The following is a 19,867-nucleotide window of genomic DNA, read 5'->3' on the forward strand; positions in this document are numbered from 1 at the left end:
TTACTATATTTAAGTCCCCTCGTACCTAAAAAGGAGTAAGCTATGAAGCTTGAAAAAGGAACGATATCGAGTTCACAATTAACCTTCTTGATCTCAGGTTATATAATCGGCGGTGTCATAACCGTAGCCTATGCCACCCAAATCGCACAACATGACACCTGGCTCTCTATTATTGCCGGATTTGGATTAAGTTTACTACTAATTCTTGTCTATATTGCTCTTGCTCAAAGATTCCCCGGAAAAAATTTGATTGAGATTAATGATATTATATACGGTTCCTATCTAGGAAAATTTATATCATTGATGTACATCTTCTATATTTTCACAGTCTTCATTTCCCAATTATTTTTTGTCGGGGATTTTGTTTTAACCTTTCTCATGCCGGAAACTCCAATATCCGTCGTTATTATTCTATTTACATTAATCTGTGCATGGGCAGTACGAGAGGGAATAGAAGTTATCTCCCGTATGAGTTCACTCTTAGTCGTTATTTCCTTAACCTTTCTGTTATTAACCACTCTACTCGTTATAAAAGAAATGAATCTTAGGAACTTTTTACCCTTTTTTGATGTCCCTTTAATTAAACTTATACAGGGGACTCATGTTATTACCTCGATTCCCTTCTGTGAGATATTTATTTTCCTTATGTTTTTTCCTACCTTGAACAAGAAGCATGAACTAAAGAGATCTGTCTTAATCGGGGTTTGTATAGGCGGGGCTTCCTTAATGATTACAATCTTTAGAAATATTGCAGTATTAGGACCAATCATGAGCATTATTACTTCTCCTTCTTACGAATCAGTTCGGCTCATAAGAATAGCAGAATTCCTGACACGCTTAGAAATCCTTTTTGCTATTTCATTAATCGTTATGCTCTTTTTTAAATCGAGTCTCCTATATTACGTAATAGCCCTTGGGACGGCTCAATTATTAAACTTGTGTTCATATCTTCCCTTAGTGCTTCCCTTAGGTATACTCGGTATTATCTTTTCCATAGTGTCGTTTGATTCAAACATGGAACAAGCTTATGTAGGAAGTTATATTTGGCCCTTCTGGTCTCTTCCTTTTGAATATATCCTTCCAATTATCTCCTTACTCTTAGCCAAGATACGAAAACTACCCCAAAAGCAGGAAGCTGGAAGCTAATGATTGTTTTGTTGATCCTAGCATTTCTCGCTGTATTATTATTTGATGTCCCTAACCTTATTCGTAAAAAACACTGGCGCGAAAGAGAACAGTTCTAAGCGAGCTGAAGCCGGACCAATGCTTTTTGTAGAAGTAATTTACATAGAAAAAATATTTTTGTAAAGAATAAACACCAAAATGTTGAGTCGAAAGGCTGGATATAGGAGCCGAAGACCAAAGCGGTCCTAAAGGAACAATCAGGGAAGAAGGAGATATGTTATTGAAAAATAAGTTATGGCAGCCCTTTAAAAGGCAATAATGTATGGAAATTGAAAAAGGAAAGATCTCAAGTTCTCAATTGATACTTTTATTGGCAGGTTTTGTCCAAGGCTCAGCTTTGACAGTAACTTTTGCCGTCAATATCGCGAAACAAGATACGTGGCTAGTTGTAGTATCAGGAACAGTACTCGCCTTTGCTTTGGTATGGATTTACTTAAAACTTTCGCTCATGTATCCCGGCAAAAATCTGATACAAATCAATGAACTTGTTTATGGTTCCTTTCTGGGGAAGTTTGTTTCCGTAGTTTATATTTATTGGCTTATGTCCTTGATTCCACAGCATCTGAGATATATCGGTGATTTTTTTCTGTCGTATTTTATGCCCGAAACCCCGATGTGGGTTATCTTGACACTATTTACCTTTCTCTGCATATGGGCAACTCGCGAGGGAATAGAGGTCATAGCCCGTACAAGCTTTATTCTGGTCATGATAACAGTGATCACGACTATTATTATTTTTTGTTTATCTCTTAAAAATATGAAGTTAACCAACTTTTTGCCGCTGTTTGAGCTTACCAGGAGAGATTTTATCCAGGGTACCAATATTATTCTCACGATTACTTATTGTGATCTGCTTGCTTTTTTGATGGTTATCCCCTATGTAAATAGGCTGAAGGAAGTTAAAAAATCCATATTTTGGGGACTGTTACTGGGTGCTATCACTATCAGCACCGTAACGTTTAACTTCATCGCTGTACTTGGTACTATTGCGACGATTATGACATCTCCTTTTTTAGAAGCAGTGCGTCTTATTGACATCGGTAAGGTCTTTACGCGCATGGAAATGCTGGTGACGATGGCGCTGTCTATAACGGTGTTTTTAAAAATAAGCGTTTTGTTGTATGCCACAGTGTTAAGCCTGGCTCAGTTGTTTCGTTTGCAAAGCTATTTACCGTTGAGCTTCCCAGTTGGTATTATTTGTATTTCCTTAACCATCCTGCTATTTGATTCAACGATGGACCAATTTGATTGGGGACCTAATATTTGGCCGATCAATGCGCTGCCATTTATGGTTTTACTTCCTACTCTTTCTTTATTTATCGCCAAAATACGAAAGATGTCCCGTAAAAGAAAAGGGGAATACTGATGGTCTTTTTATTGCTATTTGGATTTGCAGTTATTGTATTTATCGAAGCTCCAAATCTGATCAGAAATAAACATTGGCGCGAGCTTACTGCATTTTCGATTTTACTGGCAGGGGCATTTATCCTGACCTTACTGCAAACGACTGGGATCAATATTCCCAGTCCATTTCGCTTGAATGCTTATCTGATCCGGGATATTTTGCATTTGAGCTATAAATAATTAGAATATCATCAGCCCTGGAGGCCTTAACTTCCGTGTTCAAGATACGAAATACGAAAGTGTCCAGTGGACAGTTTCGCCGAAGCGGCAATTCTACAAAAAAAACTTAGCAGCTGAAGTTGTAGTACATCATTTCGGCCAAGCCGCTGTGCTGGAGAGAGAGACTACGCGGCGCAGGCGTACGGGTGGAACCGACCCCAGAGCACCATGCACACTCCGTAGTTTTTTACAACGTAAAAAAGCAAAAAGACCATCTAAATAGACGGTCTCTTTGCACTTACCTGGCAACGACTTACTTTCCCAGGAGGCCGCGCCAATCAGTCATTCTATGCGGATGTGGCGCTGGCCGCGTAACAGTCCACTGGACTGTTACGTCTGCGGTCCAAGTATCATCAGCCCTGGAGGTCTTAACTTCCGTGTTCGAGATACGAAATGATGTAGTACATCATTTCGGCCAAGCCGCTGTGCTGGAGAGAGAGACTACGCGGCGCCGGCGAACGGGTGGAACCGACCCCAGAGCATCATGCACACCCCGTTTAGTTTTTTACAACGTAAAAAAGCAAAAAGACCATCTAAAATAGACGGTCTCTTCGTTGTTACCTGGCAACGACTTACTTTCCCAGGACCCTGCGGTCCAAGTATCATCAGCCCTGGAGGTCTTAACTTCCGTGTTCGAGATGGAAACGGGTGGAACCCCTCCGGAATAATCACCAGATCTTTGAAGTTTCAAGCTCCTTTCGGAACCCTATTCCCTCAAAACTGCACAGATGTAATGCCTTAACTGTAATTAAGATAATCTCTTCCTCACTCAAGTTGAGCCCAAAGTGAGTGAACTGCTTGTGTCGTTTGTTAGGTCAAGCCCTCGACCGATTAGTACCCGTCAGCTCCACGCGTCACCGCGCTTCCACACCGGGCCTATCAACCTGATCATCATTCAGGGGTCTTACCAGCTTATGCTGTGGGAAATCTCATCTTGAGGTCGGTTTCGCGCTTAGATGCTTTCAGCGCTTATCCGCTCCGGATATAGCTACCCAGCTGTGCCTCTGGCGAGACAACTGGTACACCAGTGATCCGTCCAACCCGGTCCTCTCGTACTAGGGTCAGATCCTCTCAAATTTCCTGCGCCTGCGACGGATAGGGACCGAACTGTCTCACGACGTTCTGAACCCAGCTCACGTACCGCTTTAATGGGCGAACAGCCCAACCCTTGGGACCTACTACAGCCCCAGGATGCGATGAGCCGACATCGAGGTGCCAAACCTCCCCGTCGATATGGACTCTTGGGGGAGATAAGCCTGTTATCCCCAGGGTAGCTTTTATCCGTTGAGCGATGGCCCTTCCACTCGGTACCACCGGATCACTAAGCCCGACTTTCGTCCCTGCTCGACTTGTTGGTCTCGCAGTCAAGCTCCCTTTTGCCTTTACACTCTACGCGCGATTTCCAACCGCGCTGAGGGAACCTTTGGGCGCCTCCGTTACTCTTTAGGAGGCGACCGCCCCAGTCAAACTGCCCACCTGACACGGTCCTCAACCCCGATTCAGGGGTCTAAGTTAGAACTTCAGTACAAAAAGAGTGGTATCCCACCGGCGACTCCACCAAGGCTGGCGCCCTAGCTTCTTTGTCTCCCACCTATCCTGTACATTTTATACCAAAATCCAATGTCAAGCTACAGTAAAGCTCCATGGGGTCTTTCTGTCCTGTCGCAGGTAACCCGCATCTTCACGGGTATTACAATTTCGCCGAGTCCCTCGTTGAGACAGTGTCCAGATCGTTACGCCTTTCGTGCGGGTCAGAACTTACCTGACAAGGAATTTCGCTACCTTAGGACCGTTATAGTTACGGCCGCCGTTTACTGGGGCTTCAATTCAAAGCTTCGCTTGCGCTAACCTCTCCTCTTAACCTTCCAGCACCGGGCAGGCGTCAGCCCCTATACTTCTCTTTTCAGATTGGCAGGGACCTGTGTTTTTGTTAAACAGTCGCCTGGACCTCTTCTCTGCGGCTCTTCTTTCAAAGAGCACCCCTTCTCCCGAAGTTACGGGGTCATTTTGCCGAGTTCCTTAACGAGGGTTTTCTCGCGCGCCTTAGGATTCTCTCCTTACCTACCTGTGTCGGTTTGCGGTACGGGCACTCATCAGCTCACTAGAGGCTTTTCTTGACAGCTTGGAGTCGGTTACTTCGCTACTTATTTTCGCTCCCCATCACCTTTCAGGCTTCTCGCGAGACGGATTTACCTGTCTCACACCCTACGGGCTTGGGCGTGCTCAACCAACGGCACGCTTAACCTATCCTTCTGTGTCACCCCATTGCTCAAACGCTTAAGAGTGGTACTGGAATCTCAACCAGTTGTCCATCGCCTACGCTTTACGCCTCGGCTTAGGTCCCGACTTACCCTGGGCGGACGAGCCTTCCCCAGGAATCCTTAGGTTTACGGCGGGTGAGATTCTCACTCACCTTTTCGCATACTCATACCGGCATTCTCACTTCTAAACGCTCCACCATTCCTTACAGAACAACTTCGCTGCATTCAGAACGCTCCCCTACCCCTGGAATGGAATTATTAAATCCTTAGCATTGACTTTACGCTGAGCCCCTAAAGACATTTGGGAATTTTGCTTTGATTAAAACTTTTGTCTTCCTTTGTGGAAGCAAAATTCCTGAAGTAACGTCTTTTGTGTTCTCTATCTAAAGACTTAATAATTCCATTCCAAGCCATAGCTTCGGTGATACGCTTGAGCCCCGTTACATTTTCGGCGCAGAACCACTCGACCAGTGAGCTATTACGCACTCTTTAAATGGTGGCTGCTTCTGAGCCAACATCCTGGTTGTCTGTGCAATTCCACATCCTTTTCCACTTAGCGTATACTTTGGGACCTTAGCTGATGGTCTGGGCTGTTTCCCTTTCGACTATGAAGCTTATCCCCCACAGTCTGACTCCCGATCTAAATTATTGGCATTCAGAGTTTGATAAGGTTCGGTAACCCGGTAAGGCCCCTAGCCTATTCAGTGCTTTACCGCCAATAATCATCGATTCGAGGCTAGCCCTAAAGCTATTTCGGGGAGAACCAGCTATCTCCGTGTTCGATTGGCATTTCACCCCTACCCACAGCTCATCCCCTGCCTTTTCAACGACAGTGAGTTCGGGCCTCCAGTAGGTTTTACCCCACCTTCACCCTGTCCATGGGTAGATCACACGGTTTCGGGTCTACAGCATGTAACTTGTCGCCCTGTTCAGACTCGCTTTCGCTCCGGCTCCGGCTTCTCGCCTTAACCTCGCTACATACCGTAACTCGCCGGTTCATTCTACAAAAGGCACGCCATCACACCTTAATAGTGCTTTGACTGCTTGTAAGCGTACGGTTTCAGGTTCTTTTTCACTCCCCTCCCGGGGTGCTTTTCACCTTTCCCTCACGGTACTAGTTCGCTATCGGTCGCTAAGGAGTATTTAGCCTTGGGAGGTGGTCCTCCCGGTTTCCCACGGGGTTTCTCGTGTCCCGCGGTACTCAGGATACCCTCACAGAATGTGCAACTTTCGCCTACAGGAGTGTTACCTTCTTTGCTCGATCTTTCCAGATCACTTCGGCTAGAAATCCATTCTTAAAAGAGGGTCCTACAACCCCGATCCCCGAAGGGGTCGGTTTGGGCTCTTCCCGTTTCGCTCGCCGCTACTCAGGGAATCGATTATTCTTTCTCTTCCTCCGGGTACTTAGATGTTTCAGTTCCCCGGGTTGTCTTCGTTAACCTATGGATTCAGTTAACGATATCCAGATATGACTCTGGATGGGTTGCCCCATTCGGGTATCCACGGATCAATGCATGCTTACTGCTCCCCGTGGCGTTTCGCCGCTCGCCGCGCCCTTCTTCGACTCTTAGCGCCTAGGCATCCACCGTACGCCCTTAGTAGCTTGACCAAACGTCCCGCCACATTAGGTTCTCAGATGTTTATCCTAATTTACAGTTAATTTCTTTTTCTCTGTGCAGTTTTCAAAGAACATATTTAGAAACCATTCTCCATCGATTTTCTCGATTCAAATTACTAGATTCTTTCAAATCACGAAACCGAGTCTCAAAAAATCGAGTGGTGGAGGTAAGCGGGATCGAACCGCTGGCCTCTAGAGTGCGATTCTAGCGCTCTCCCAGCTGAGCTATACCCCCAACGTCTGGTCTCTCAAAACTAAACAACAAGTAGTTTGCACTCAAACAGCTCTTTACAGGTTTCCCTGTTTTGCCTCTTCGGCATTTCGAGTCTTGCGACTCTTCACCTTTGAACTCTTAATGCTTTCGCATCAGTCCTTCAAAGGATCGACCATAGGATACGCTCACTACTAGAGTGAACCGTTCTCCTTAGAAAGGAGGTGATCCAGCCGCACCTTCCGATACGGCTACCTTGTTACGACTTCACCCCAATCATCGGCCCCACCTTCGACGGCTAGCTCCCTTTCGGGTTACCTCACCGGCTTCGGGTGTTGCAGACTTTCGTGGTGTGACGGGCGGTGTGTACAAGGCCCGGGAACGTATTCACCGCAGTATGCTGACCTGCGATTACTAGCGATTCCGACTTCATGTTCTCGAGTTGCAGAGAACAATCCGAACTGAGACCGGCTTTCTCGGATTCGCTCCACCTCACGGCTTCGCTTCCGTCTGTACCGGCCATTGTATTACGTGTGTAGCCCAAGACATAAGGGGCATGATGATTTGACGTCATCCCCACCTTCCTCCGGTTTGTCACCGGCAGTCTATCTAGAGTGCTCGACCTTACTCGTTAGCAACTAAATATAGGGGTTGCGCTCGTTGCGGGACTTAACCCAACATCTCACGACACGAGCTGACGACAACCATGCACCACCTGTCTCACAGCTCCCCGAAGGGCACTCCTAAGTTTCCTCAGGATTCTGTGGATGTCAAGCCTTGGTAAGGTTCTTCGCGTTGCGTCGAATTAAACCACATAATCCACCGCTTGTGCGGGCCCCCGTCAATTCCTTTGAGTTTCAACCTTGCGGCCGTACTCCCCAGGCGGAGTGCTTATTGTGTTAACTGCGGCACAGAAGGGGTCGATACCCTCTACACCTAGCACTCATCGTTTACGGCGTGGACTACCAGGGTATCTAATCCTGTTTGCTCCCCACGCTTTCGCGCCTCAGCGTCAGTTACAGTCCAGAAAGTCGCCTTCGCCACTGGTGTTCCTCCACATATCTACGCATTTCACCGCTACACGTGGAATTCCACTTTCCTCTCCTGTCCTCAAGATACCCAGTTTCCGATGCACTCCCAGGGTTGAGCCCTAGGTTTTCACACCAGACTTAAATATCCGCCTACGCGCCCTTTACGCCCAATGATTCCGGACAACGCTTGCCCCCTACGTATTACCGCGGCTGCTGGCACGTAGTTAGCCGGGGCTTCCTCCTCAGGTACCGTCATGTACAGGCATTATTTACACCCGCACCGTTCGTCCCTGAAGACAGTACTTTACAACCCGAAGGCCTTCGTCGTACACGCGGCGTTGCTCCGTCAGACTTTCGTCCATTGCGGAAGATTCCCCACTGCTGCCTCCCGTAGGAGTCTGGGCCGTGTCTCAGTCCCAGTGTGGCCGTTCACCCTCTCAGGCCGGCTACTGATCGTCGCCTTGGTAGGCCTTTACCCCACCAACTAGCTAATCAGACGCGGGTCCATCCATTATCGGTAGCATGTTCAGAGGCCACCTCTCCTTAAAAGCTGATGCCAGCTCTTAAGCGTATCCGGTATTAGCCCTCGTTTCCAAGGGTTGTCCCGATTTAATGGGTAGGTTACCCACGCGTTACTCACCCGTCCGCCACTATCCAGCATCTAACACCCAGTATTCTCTGCTTCGTGTTGGTACTTATTGAATGCGTGGAGCGCTCATTCTTCGCGCTCTCGCAAGGCACCACTTACGAGCTCCAAAATACTCGGTGTTAGACACTGGACCGTTCGACTTGCATGTGTTAGGCACGCCGCCAGCGTTCGTCCTGAGCCAGGATCAAACTCTCCATAAAATTTATGAAGAAAATTTGATTGCTCAAATTATCTAAATCTTTAACTCTTGACGAGTCATTGGCTGTTCCTTGTTGTTTAGTTTTCAAAGACCATTTGCCGGCCGTTCTTGCGGCGGAATCTTATAATAGCATTTCAGAGATTAACCGTCAACTATTATATTTTTCCAGTAGCTTATTTCTGTTGTATAGAGAAATGGCCAGCGTGTATTAGTTGGATAATGAGACTAATGGAGCGGGTGATGAGAATCGAACTCACGTAACTAGCTTGGAAGGCTAGCGCTCTACCATTGAGCTACACCCGCTTAAAGTATGATGATTCCACTGAAGTGGCGGAATTAATTCTATCAGGTTGACTTTTCCAAGTCAAGTACTAATTACTTATCTAATTACTTCATACCCATTAACATCACATTAGCCCTATAAACTCTCGAGAGAATATTCTCTCTAATTGATAGGAACTTGTTTGGAAACAATCTTATCTGCTTAATATAATCCAGTCTGAACAAAGCCTTGATAATTGACTTCATTCTTCAACAGATTCTTATTTTTTAACCAAGCAAAAATACTGTTAACATCCTTTTCAGCAGGGAGCTGGGGTTTTGAGTAGTGCTGAACTTTATAACTATCTACTATATTCTCAGGGATATTCACGTTTTTAACGAGTAAATCCTTATATTGATCGGGCGCTTGATTAATCGCATCCACGGCTTTGGCATAGGCTTTGTAAAAGCGGGATATGGCGTCTTTTTTATTGTTTAGTGCTTTACTGGTCATAATCGTAACCGACTGGGTTAAGTTTTCACCCTTTGTATCTTCAGCAATGATTTTAGCACCTTGAGCGACAGTGTACGAAATTTGAGGGTCCGGAATTGTGATGGCATCGATCTGATTATTTAGAAGCATCTCTAAACGGAGAGGGATTTTTGCAACGACCGTTTTCTTCACCTCGGAAGGATTGACTCCTCCTTCTTGCAGAAGGCCATCTGTCACATATTCGATAATTGAATTGCTGGAGATCCCAATACTCTTTCCTTTTAAATCCTGAACCGTTTTAATATTGCTCTTAGGAGAGGCTACAATGGCAAAGCGTCCTTCTTGAGGAGTCGCGCCAAGAGCGATAGAGGTCACGCGCAAATCTTCCCCAGAGCTTTTAAGCAATGCAGCTATAAGTATATCGGTAATCATTCCGTCAAGCTGACCTGACTGGAAGGCACTTTGGCTTTCGACAGGGCTCTGAAAAGGAACCAATTCGACCTGGATATTTTCCGCGGCGAAATAACCATTCTTTTCCGCAACTAATATAGGTAAATTTTCCTCAATCGTTAAGGATCCAATTTTCAATTTCGTGGTCTCTGTTTGCTGGGAATTATCTCCTGGTTTAACTGGGCTGTTCTGAGCGCAGCCGGTCACAACTGTTAAAACAAGGATCATTGCAATCAGAGCACTAAAGCATGATTTACGACGCATCTGGATTTCCTCCCGCCACAATTTTAAATTATGAACTCTTGTTCATTTCTTGGATAATTTTATACCCACCTACGTATGGTGTCAATATCTTAAAAATAGTTACTAAGACTCATGAGTTTATTTAATAAAGTCTCCTTCCTTTATCACGGATTAACCCAAGAACAAAGTGCTTTTTCGCACGTATCTAATAGTAGATAGAGGAGAAAGCCCATTAGCCCCATAGCGATGATCCCTGCAAACATTTTGTCGTACGCCAGACTGCTCCAGGAATCCATGATAAAGAAACCGATACCTTCCTGGGTGGCATAAGTTTCGACTAAGAAAAGAACCGCCATTGCCGTTCCCAGGCCGAGTTTTAAAGAAGTAAGAATAGCTGGGAGACAGGCTGGAAAATACACATGTTGGTAGAGTTCTCTAGGTGTGGCTCTCAGAGACTTCACAGAAAGAACATATTCTTGCTGCACATTGCGTGCGGCATCTCGAGTCGTTACTAGAATCTGATAAAATACGATTAAAGTAATCATTACGATCTTGGACATATTGCCGATACCCAGAAGAATTAGGAAAATTGGAAGAAATACAACCTTAGGGACGGGAAAGGTAAGATAGATCAGAGGAGCAGAGAATCGATCCGCTCTTTTATTTTTCCCCAAGAAAAGGCCTAGCGGGACACCCAACGCTGCAGCAATAACAAGGCTCGCCCCGACTCGATACAGGCTAATCTGCAAATGTGGGATGAGTTCACTGTAAAAAAGCTTTATAAAAGTCTTAAGAGCCTCTTTAGGTGGAGGAAATGCAGGGGTCTGGAGAATCATAGATAAAAGCTGCCAGGAAGCGCCTAAAATTAGGACTGCCATTAAACTATAGAGTACCTTATGCGTTAAACTTTTTATATGCACGCTTGGTCCCTCCCTCTTAGGCTCAAACGCAGAGAATTACACATCTCCAAGAACTCCATTTTCCCACGGGCGGCATAATCACCCGCAAGTGGGTTTTCGATTTCCTGAATTATCGTACCTGGACAGGCGGACATGATAAAAATTTTCTGTCCAAGGAAAACTGCCTCTTCTATGTTGTGAGTGATTAAGAGTATGGTCAAACCCGTCTCCTTCCAGACATTGAGTAGAAGATCCTGCATTTCTTCCCTAGTGAGGGCATCAAGTGAGGAAAAGGGTTCATCCATTAATAGAAGCTCTGGGTTAAGAATCAGAGATCGTGCTATCGCCACTCTTTGCCGTTGACCTCCACTTAATTGGATCGGATACCTTTTTCTCAGATGAAGTAACCCCAATTTATGTAGAATCGTTTCAGTCCGATTTGCGGCCTCTTTTGCAAAAATCCCTTTAACCTGAAGACCTAGCTTGACATTGTCCCAGACCGTTTTCCAGGGCAAAAGGCCATATTCTTGCAGGATTAAAGCTACTTCACTGCTTTCTTTTGGTGGCTTGCCATTGAGTAATACGCTACCTTGGTATTTATTATTCAGGCCAGCCAAAACACTTAAAAGTGTACTTTTTCCACATCCTGAAGGCCCGATAATTGCACCTATACTCCCTAAAGGCAGAGAAAGACTTACATCTTTGAGTGCAGGAGTTATTTGCTTATTTTGAGCGTAATTTACTTGTAAAGAATCGATTGATAAATAATCCATCTTAATATCTTCCTTAATCAACTTAATATCTTCCTAACCCACGCATGTTGAATTCGATCAGAGTCTTATACGCAAGATCCATATCACTCGGCTGGCCCTTGCTGATCCAAGTTAAAATAACCTCACGGAAAGTTCCTACAAAAGCAGTTGCACTGACTTGTGTGTCTTGCTCAGGAATCAATTTTTGTTCCTTGAGTTCGTCTAGGTCAAGCTTTGTGAGCCTGATTAAATCATTTTCGATATCGGCATATTTTGTATTGAAAGCGGCATTAACCTGTGGGAAATGTTCTAAGAGGATTTTTGCTAAGTGTCTTTCTTTCATAAATAAGTGAATACAGACTTCCATAGAGGCCTGTAGCTTGTCAAAGCCGTTTGTGTACTTGGCTCTTCCCTGTTTAATGGCGTCTAGAAGTTCAGTGTAGATTTCTTGAATAACCATATCGAGTAAAGTTTCTTTATCCGCAAAATATAAATAGAAGGTACCCGTTGCTATCCCTGCTCTTTTAGCAATTGATTTGATCGAAACATTACCCATCTCTTTTTCGGAAAGAATTTCTTTGGCAGCTTTGACAATTTTTTTCCTTCGTAATTGCTGTTTTTCAAGTATTTTTTCGGTTTTATTGTAGACCATTTTAATCTCCATAACTTAAAGTATAAAAAAATTAAAGTATAAAAAATAAAAAACTGAACTTGCATTCAGTTTATGGATTAAATATTACTCTTTTAAGTATTTGCAGTCAAGCCTTTAGCAACTCATAGTTCCCCAAATCCCCGTGACATATTTTAAACTGCTTTTAGGCATCAGATAATATAGTATTTTTGACGACAATAATTTATTTTAGATAAAAGTATTGATCGTTATATATTATTCTTTCCTTGGATAGTAAACGACGCAGATGAAGGGAAATGGCGGCTTTCTCAAATACTCTGCGAAATTCATAATTGTTCTTAATTGGACCATAGAAAATGAACAATTCAGCTAACTCATCTAGTGTAGAAGGTTTCTTCAAGCTTTCTAATAATTTCTCTTCTCTTTTGTATATTACATCCAGATAATTCTGCAATCGTACTTGGATGTCTTCTGTGATGATTCCATTGTGTGAGGTTATTATCATGTCAGGGTTAATTTCCTGGCATAATTCAATGGACTCAATAAAATCGTCTATATTACTGCACAGATGCCCATACCAAGGCCCAAAAGGACGCATGTCAATGTCTCCACTGAATAAGATCGAATCTTCAAAGAGAAAACTGCTGTGTCCTGGAGTATGTCCCGGTGTATGAATAACCTTGAGCCGCGTTGCCCCAAAATCTAGGATTTCCCCGTCATTTAACTCTCGATTCACCGGAGTCGGATGAATATCAAACCGGTTGATATATTCTTCCCACACGCTTTTAGCATTTAATTCAAGAAAACCATAGCAATTCCTAAATACATCGAGTGACCGAATGGCCGGGGCATCTTTTTCATGTGCCCAAATTTCTGCCCTGGGAAATTTATAATTATTCAAGATGTGGTCTTCGTGAAAATGAGAGTTAATGATGATATCAATATCCTGACTTAGAAGATAATCGATGTTTTCATTTCCGCAGGAACTGTCTATCAGCACTTTAATATCATCATCTATAAATAAACTATTTGAATAAGGAGAACGGGCTTTATTCGGTGCATCAAGGAATTTGATTTCTCCTTTAATAAGCTTCACCAATGTAATCTCCCTCTTCTATAAATATGGGACTAAATCGATTCTCGTAGGCGTAATGTCTTGCGGTCCAATTTCTGTACAGAAGTACGGGGGAGTATATCAATAAATTCTACCAGCGCAGGTACCTTATATGCAGCTAGATATTGTCTGCAAAAGTCTTTGACCTCTTCTTTTGACAACGTTTCACCCGGTTTAATCACAACATAGGCCTTCACTGTTTCTCCCCTTCTTAAATCTGGAACTCCAATCACCCCTGCCTCTAATATCCTGGGATGACTCGTCAAAACATTCTCTACTTCATTACAAAAAACATTAAAGCCGCTACATATAATCATGTCCTTTTTTCTATCAAGAATAAAAATAAAACCATCCTCGTCCATGTAGCCAATATCTCCTGAATGCCACCAGCCATCTTTAAAAGTTAGAGCCGTCTCCTCAGGATTTTCCCAGTACTCCTTTACTACCTGTGGGCCTTTAAAACATAATTCTCCTACCTCACCTAGTAACAGTTCCGTGTTGCCTGTATTAATATCAACGACCTTAAAGTCTATATTGGGATAGGGTATACCTACACTACCCACTTTCCTGTGTTGCATTGGATTGCTAGCGACTGCCATGGATGTCTCAGAAGCTCCATAGCCTTCAATAATCGGTACTCCTACTACGCTTTCAAATTCTTTCATTAAAGAAATTGGAATTGGCGACGCGCCACATCCTATATGCTGAAGTCTATTCATTTTAGATTCAGCAAAATCTGGATGCCTAGTCATTGCCCCAATCAAAGCTGGCACTGTCAACCAAACATTAGGTTCATACTTATTGATCGCAGATAATATGTTGTCCGGGGTAATTTCAGGCATTATTACAATACTCCCACCCATGAGAATGTTCGCATTAATGGCGGTCTGAAACCCATGAACATGATACATCGGTGTGGACGATAAGATTTTATAATGATCAACGTCAGTAAAGAATTGGCACATCTGCTTATACCCCGATGCCACGGCAATAAGATTGGCGTTAGTGATACAGCATCCTTTGCTGACACCCGTAGTCCCACCAGTATACATGATTAAGGCCAAATCCTCTAAAAAGATATCTACCTCAGGTTCAACAGGCAGGCCGTGATTTATCAAATTGTTATAACTCATTATGTTCTTATCTACAGGAAGGTTAATCTTTGAATTAGCCTTGGAAATAACAATGATCCTTTTTATAGAATTTGGATTTTCCTTCATTATTCCATGATTAACGTTTACATACTGCTCAAAACAAATAATCGTTTCTGCCCCGCTGTTAAGATACTGATAGATAAGCTCGCGTTTAGTATACCGAGGATTAGTCGGCACTACAATTGCTCCAATTTTCAAGCACGCTTGCACCATGATAACGAATTCTGGCATATTGGGAAGGGTAACCACAACACGATCACCTTTCTGAATTCCTGCATTGATTAGAGCATTGGCCAATTTACAGGCTTCGGCATTAGCCTCCTTGTATGTTATTATTTGGTCCAAAAAGTATATATAAGGCTGATCAGGATGTCTTTTGACCTGCGCGATAAATTGATCTTTAAGTGACATGGTTAAATAAGTTGGAAATAAAATTACACCAGGATCATAGTATCGTTGCCAAAGTCTGATTTCCATATTATTAGATGCCTCCTTATCGTGAGCTCTAACTCGAACAGTAGTGAAATATTGGAGAGTTCGAGAGTCTTTACACGATCAAACGTCTATATTCCATTGCATTTTTTATGCCAATGTGAAATAGCCCACTTTTACGTTGATCCCCGAGAGGGGTGGGACAGGAATCACCATTTGAGAGAATTTTGTGTCCCATATTAAACCTCACAAATTATTGATATATGCCCCAGATCACTGATAATCCCCGGTAAAAAGGATCTTCCGTTCTGGCATGACAATTGCATTGTTAATTAATTAAGCAAATGTCGTTCTTAGGAGGCGTATCTAGGAATAAGCGAGCATTGCCCACTACATTTGAAGGGACGATATATCAATGTGTCATCATTGTTTCGGCTGCAACCCCTATTGTTCAAACCGTCACGATGGGAGGCCGGCACGAATTCCGCCAATTAAGTGCCCTACTTGCGGGCGAGCCAATCTAGCAGAGAATCTGAAATGCAAAAGATGTGGTTCTGACTTGCACAATAATTCTCTAGAATCAACTCTATCTCCTTCAAAGTGTCTATACACGGGAACAATATGCGAAAACACGTGTTCGATAGCGAAGGTCATAAATCAAAATGCCGAAGTAGCTCAATGCCCAAGAAAATTATAATCGCCCTGAAAAAAGTAGCAGCACCTTTCGCCGCTACTTAGACTAGCGACTTTGGAGCCTAGGTCTTTGACCAAAAATTGGAGAGATCCTGCTCGGCATCAGAAGCCCAGGTAGTATAAGGAGCGAACTTCATCAGTTTCACCTGGATGAAAATTGTAAATGAAAGATATATAGTTAAAAGGAAGAAGCTTTTTCTATGTCCGATTGAACATATGTAATAGCTTCTTCCTTTTCAACAACACTCTTCCATACGATTATCGTTCTGTAATCTAAGAGCAATGCCTGTTTTCTTACGGCCTTCCATCAGCAGCACAAGGTTCTGATGATCTCCACTCCACAACATACTTACCTGATTCTAGTTTTAACGCGACGTACTTAACCTTTTGCGGTAGATCTGGAAATTTCTTGCTGTTCCGTGTTAATGCTTTGGCATAAAGCGTAGCTGTTGCCTCATCATCAATTTCTTCCCTATTGTCATAGGCTTTTTTGGCATTCAGAATGTCTTCTTCAGTAATTAGCATTTTAAGACCTCCTTGGTTATCTTTTACCTGGGGCCAAAGGGGGAAAGAGCCCCTTCGTCACCAGGCAAACCGTTCACTTAAATACCCATATCAACTTATTTTGGCGTAAATAAAACCATTTTTGGCTTCCTAGCCATTTTATCTGCTAGTTCCTTAACAGTGCCATAACTGATTACTAGCGCCTGGCAATGTTGTGCGCAGCTGGGCATTTTGCCTTCAGCTACTCGATCCTCACACAGGTTACATAGTGAGGTAGGCAAAGGAATATTATTCAAGTCATATTTACCATTAGGCATCTGACGAGGTCCATCTACCAGCACCTTGATACCATACTGATTAAGAGGAAGATTTAACTCTTTAATACAGGCAACTTCACAGCATGGCAACCTGTACAAAATTCGTAGTCAATTAACAGACCATATCCAGATGTATCCTCTGATTTTAGACGGCGCTCAAGACCTTCTCTGGCAGCAGGATACGCGGATGCTTTGGTCTCTTTAGAGAGTAGCTCTGACATATTCCCATCCTCCTCTCCTGGTGACTTGTTCACCAGGCATTACTTTACTATTTTCCTCTGTCATTTTATAGATCCGACAAAGCAAGTTTTTATTGGGAGCTCCATAACCGGTGGGCCCATTCTGGCATTGGGAGGTCACGTTGTTAATATTGGAATCAAATACTCCGAACAAGCTGGGTTCTGCAGCCTCTTTTTCCGGGAACCACCAACCATGCTCAGCGCTTACGACTCTGGGATCAATGGTATCCTTAAATTTGGCGATTTGTTTGCATCTTCCACGCTTGCTTTCAATCCATACCCACTCTCCATCATTAATGCCAAGTTTCTGAGCAGTATCAGGATGAATTTCGACTAATGGCTGGGGATGGAACATTCTCATTGTCGGCTGCTGCCGATGCTCAGAGTGGAAGAATTCCCATGAACGTGCACCTGAAGTCAGAATTAATGGATACTCTTTATACAGATCAGGTGTTGAATATGGACTTTCTGGTGGTTCAATATGAGCCGGTAGCGGATCAACGTCAAATGCATCAAACAGATCAATATACAATTGAACCTTACCATCAGCAGTATTGAACCCAGGCTGTCTATCCCTACGAAGAAGGCCTTTCTCATATTTTTTATACTCCCATTTGGGGTAAATATAAACCTTTTCCTTAAGTTCCGTATAAGTAAGACCTTGAGTATTACCTCTTTCACGGAACTTTTTACCTTCTGCGGACCATTCAATCTTTAAGGCGTCTGGATATTTCTCTTTGTCATTGCCCATTTTCCAGTTCATCCAATCTGGCACGGTTTCCCAGGGGAACGCTTCAGGGTGCAGACGTTTACCAAGATCAAGAACAATCTGCTCGTCCGATTTACATTCCTCATAGTCAACAATCTTGGTAATAGCACGCAGAGGTGAAAACCATGCTCTGAAGCTGTCACGTTCCGCACTCATACCTGCAGGTAGGACGATATCTGCACAGGCAACTGCAGTCGGAGTCATAAAGAGATCAACGACTACATTAAATTCCACACTTTTCATAGCATTATAAATGCGGGGTGCCTCAGATGCCATATTAGCAATGGGATTAGTGGTTTGTAACCATAACATCTTCACTGGGTAAGGATGACCACCATTTTCAATAGCCGTGAGGACTGAATCGCCATGGGCGGTAGAAGCCAATCCATACTTTTTAAGAGGATTATTTTCATTTCCAAAGCGCTTATCCTGCATTTCCTTAGTAAGCCAGCCGTAACCGCAGCTATAGCCATCATCAACATTGTATCCGCTCTTGGAAATGACGTTTCCCCCTGGGACATCCGTATTTCCAGTTATTGCCCACAAGCTATTGACAGCCTGGGCAGTTGCAATACCGGTTACTTGCTGGTCTATGGCCAATCCCCACTGGATAGCTGCCGGTTTAGCTGTCGCATAACGACGTGCTGCAGCTTCGATGATTTCCTTGGGCACCCAGGTAATCTCAGCAACCTTGTCCGTGGGATATTCCTGAACGCGTTCTTCCAATTCTTCAAATCCTGAGCACCAATTTTCAACAAAGTCATGATCATAAAGATCTTCATTAATGATGACGTTTAGCATTCCCATTGCCAGCGCACAGTCGGTTCCGGGTCTTAACTGAAGCCAATAATCTGCCCTTGCTGCCAGCCACGTCAGACGGGGGTCAACAACGATGAGTTTAGCTCCCATTCTCATCTCGTCAACAATCCAGTGTCCAAAAAAGCCATCTCCATTAGTGATGATGGGATTATTACCCCAGATCATAATCACTTCCGGATTCTTAAACTCGGGGTTGTCATAACGGTCTTCCATATGTTGCGCACAGTCGCAAACGAAGAAATCACTATTCATAACAGCCTGCTGAGCAGCTCTGGGCAGGTAACAAGAGTCACCACTCAAAAATCCCAGTACATAGTTCGGACTACCAAATGCCGCATAAGTTAGATAAGGTACCTGCCAGATGATATTTCTACCCGTACCTTCCATACCGACAATTGTTTCTGCGCCAAATTCTTTTTGGATATATCTTACTTTATCAACAATGATATCGTAGGCTTCATCCCAACTTATACGTTCCCATTTATTTTCCCCACGTTCACCTACACGCTTTAAAGGCCATTTTAGACGTTGAGGACTATTGTATGCTTCAACCTGATTTAGGCAACGCATACACAGTCTGCCCATATTATAAGGGTTATCTAAATCCCCCTCGACCTTTACCAGTTTGCCATCTTTCGTGTAATACCGAAGGCCACACCCATCATGACAGCCCGGCCCTGACCAGTGCGTAGAGCGGGTTACAGTGTATTCACCTTCTTGATACTGCCATTCTTTTGAAGACATTTTGTTGTTTCCCTCCTTAAAAAATAGTCTATTTTATAACTTCATATTTTGATCTGCCGTTATTGCAGGTAGTACCACTTCCTGAAAGCAATACTACCTACAGACAGATAAAAATACTTTTGCTATTGCCTAAGACTGCTTACGCTTCGCCGGGTCACCTGAGCCGGGTTTTCCGTTAAAGCCACAATTACTACATACTTTATTGCTCTCGGGCTGCTGATCGCCGCATTCTACGCAGGCTATCGTTGCTTCAGGCAGGGCTATACCACACTTTTTACAGGTTTTATTCTTACCTGGGTTTCTTGCCCCACATTCAGGACACTTTTTTGGGGCCGCCAAAGTCGCTTCTGGTGGTCTAAAGCACATGTTCTTATTCACTCCTTTCATTATTGCTTAATCATCCAACATAATCCTATTGCCATAAATGAATTAGGCATATTCAATCCCGACAGAGAGAATTAGCTCTGTTGGGCACTGTTGGCTTTATATACAATTACTATTGCAATTATCATGCCAAACAGTTAAATTCCCATTTTTCCAGGGGCTTTAAATATCCTGGGACATAAAGCGGTGATT

At 43.7% G+C, this 19,867-nt stretch carries 12 protein-coding genes, 2 tRNA genes, 3 rRNA genes and 1 pseudogene; 3 read left to right on the forward strand and 15 right to left on the reverse strand.

Features of this window, described 5'->3' with window-relative positions; translation table 11 throughout:
• The first annotated feature begins 42 nt into the window (after positions 1-42).
• The 3 genes from ACZ42W_RS12240 to ACZ42W_RS12250 all read left to right on the forward strand — a co-directional run bounded on the left by ACZ42W_RS12240 (position 43) and on the right by ACZ42W_RS12250 (position 2,769).
• Positions 43-1,146 carry a GerAB/ArcD/ProY family transporter gene (locus ACZ42W_RS12240; protein WP_464165635.1) on the forward strand — a complete coding sequence of 368 codons (1,104 nt, stop codon included), beginning with the start codon at positions 43-45 and terminating at the stop codon, positions 1,144-1,146.
• A gap of 301 nt (positions 1,147-1,447) precedes the next feature.
• Positions 1,448-2,551: a GerAB/ArcD/ProY family transporter gene (locus ACZ42W_RS12245; RefSeq protein ID WP_464165636.1), complete on the forward strand. Its 1,104-nt coding sequence runs from the start codon at positions 1,448-1,450 to the stop codon at positions 2,549-2,551.
• Positions 2,551-2,769 carry a hypothetical protein gene (locus ACZ42W_RS12250; protein WP_464165637.1) on the forward strand — a complete coding sequence of 73 codons (219 nt, stop codon included), beginning with the start codon at positions 2,551-2,553 and terminating at the stop codon, positions 2,767-2,769. The genes ACZ42W_RS12245 and ACZ42W_RS12250 overlap by 1 nt, the downstream gene beginning before the upstream one ends.
• A gap of 598 nt (positions 2,770-3,367) precedes the next feature.
• Here the strand turns inward: ACZ42W_RS12250 and rrf are convergent.
• The 15 genes and pseudogenes from rrf to ACZ42W_RS12325 form a co-directional block, all read right to left on the reverse strand.
• A 5S ribosomal RNA gene (gene rrf / locus ACZ42W_RS12255) occupies positions 3,368-3,484 on the reverse strand.
• Positions 3,485-3,619: 135 nt separating this feature from the next.
• Positions 3,620-6,678, reverse strand: a 23S ribosomal RNA gene (locus tag ACZ42W_RS12260).
• A 168-nt stretch (positions 6,679-6,846) separates the two neighbouring features.
• Positions 6,847-6,922: transfer RNA gene (locus ACZ42W_RS12265), tRNA-Ala, on the reverse strand.
• A gap of 193 nt (positions 6,923-7,115) precedes the next feature.
• A 16S ribosomal RNA gene (locus ACZ42W_RS12270) occupies positions 7,116-8,778 on the reverse strand.
• The 16S, 23S and 5S rRNA genes sit together here with 2 tRNA genes alongside, the layout of an rRNA operon.
• 228 nt (positions 8,779-9,006) lie before the next feature.
• Positions 9,007-9,080 (reverse strand) — tRNA-Gly (locus ACZ42W_RS12275).
• A gap of 181 nt (positions 9,081-9,261) precedes the next feature.
• Complete coding sequence (locus ACZ42W_RS12280) at positions 9,262-10,245, reverse strand: ABC transporter substrate-binding protein (protein WP_464165638.1); 984 nt, start codon at positions 10,243-10,245, stop codon at positions 9,262-9,264.
• A 143-nt stretch (positions 10,246-10,388) separates the two neighbouring features.
• Positions 10,389-11,144, reverse strand: coding sequence for an ABC transporter permease (locus ACZ42W_RS12285; protein ID WP_464165639.1), 756 nt, complete (start codon positions 11,142-11,144; stop codon positions 10,389-10,391).
• Entirely contained in the window at positions 11,135-11,896 is a 762-nt protein-coding gene (locus ACZ42W_RS12290) for an ABC transporter ATP-binding protein (RefSeq protein ID WP_464165640.1), read from the reverse strand. The genes ACZ42W_RS12285 and ACZ42W_RS12290 overlap by 10 nt, the downstream gene beginning before the upstream one ends.
• Positions 11,897-11,918: 22 nt before the next feature.
• Positions 11,919-12,527, reverse strand: coding sequence for a TetR/AcrR family transcriptional regulator (locus ACZ42W_RS12295; RefSeq protein WP_464165641.1), 609 nt, complete (start codon positions 12,525-12,527; stop codon positions 11,919-11,921).
• A 202-nt stretch (positions 12,528-12,729) separates the two neighbouring features.
• Positions 12,730-13,602 (reverse strand): MBL fold metallo-hydrolase, encoded by an 873-nt coding sequence (locus tag ACZ42W_RS12300; RefSeq protein ID WP_464165642.1) that lies wholly within the window; start codon positions 13,600-13,602, stop codon positions 12,730-12,732.
• A gap of 32 nt (positions 13,603-13,634) precedes the next feature.
• On the reverse strand, positions 13,635-15,251 hold the full coding sequence (locus ACZ42W_RS12305; RefSeq protein WP_464165643.1) for an AMP-binding protein: 1,617 nt from the start codon (positions 15,249-15,251) through the stop codon (positions 13,635-13,637).
• 942 nt (positions 15,252-16,193) lie between these two features.
• Positions 16,194-16,424 (reverse strand): hypothetical protein, encoded by a 231-nt coding sequence (locus ACZ42W_RS12310; protein ID WP_464165644.1) that lies wholly within the window; start codon positions 16,422-16,424, stop codon positions 16,194-16,196.
• Positions 16,425-16,519: 95 nt separating this feature from the next.
• Positions 16,520-16,839, reverse strand: a pseudogene (locus tag ACZ42W_RS12315) (4Fe-4S dicluster domain-containing protein).
• Positions 16,840-16,921: 82 nt separating this feature from the next.
• Positions 16,922-19,291, reverse strand: a complete 2,370-nt coding sequence (locus ACZ42W_RS12320; protein WP_464165645.1) for a molybdopterin-dependent oxidoreductase — start codon at positions 19,289-19,291, stop codon at positions 16,922-16,924.
• A 129-nt stretch (positions 19,292-19,420) separates the two neighbouring features.
• Entirely contained in the window at positions 19,421-19,657 is a 237-nt protein-coding gene (locus tag ACZ42W_RS12325; RefSeq protein ID WP_464165646.1) for a double zinc ribbon domain-containing protein, read from the reverse strand.
• Positions 19,658-19,867: the final 210 nt, after the last annotated feature.

The sequence above is a fragment of the Desulfitobacterium elongatum genome, assembly GCF_055378975.1.

Excerpts from the sequence above, each read along its gene's own strand:
- ACZ42W_RS12240 (WP_464165635.1), top strand. The coding sequence starts at position 43 with ATGAAGCTTGAAAAAGGAACGATATCGAGTTCACAATTAACCTTCTTG.
- ACZ42W_RS12245 (WP_464165636.1), top strand. The coding sequence starts at position 1,448 with ATGGAAATTGAAAAAGGAAAGATCTCAAGTTCTCAATTGATACTTTTA.
- ACZ42W_RS12250 (WP_464165637.1), top strand. The coding sequence starts at position 2,551 with ATGGTCTTTTTATTGCTATTTGGATTTGCAGTTATTGTATTTATCGAA.
- ACZ42W_RS12280 (WP_464165638.1), bottom strand. The coding sequence starts at position 10,245 with ATGCGTCGTAAATCATGCTTTAGTGCTCTGATTGCAATGATCCTTGTT.
- ACZ42W_RS12290 (WP_464165640.1), bottom strand. The coding sequence starts at position 11,896 with ATGGATTATTTATCAATCGATTCTTTACAAGTAAATTACGCTCAAAAT.
- ACZ42W_RS12295 (WP_464165641.1), bottom strand. The coding sequence starts at position 12,527 with ATGGTCTACAATAAAACCGAAAAAATACTTGAAAAACAGCAATTACGA.
- ACZ42W_RS12305 (WP_464165643.1), bottom strand. The coding sequence starts at position 15,251 with ATGGAAATCAGACTTTGGCAACGATACTATGATCCTGGTGTAATTTTA.
- ACZ42W_RS12310 (WP_464165644.1), bottom strand. The coding sequence starts at position 16,424 with ATGCTAATTACTGAAGAAGACATTCTGAATGCCAAAAAAGCCTATGAC.
- ACZ42W_RS12320 (WP_464165645.1), bottom strand. The coding sequence starts at position 19,291 with ATGTCTTCAAAAGAATGGCAGTATCAAGAAGGTGAATACACTGTAACC.
- ACZ42W_RS12325 (WP_464165646.1), bottom strand. The coding sequence starts at position 19,657 with ATGTGCTTTAGACCACCAGAAGCGACTTTGGCGGCCCCAAAAAAGTGT.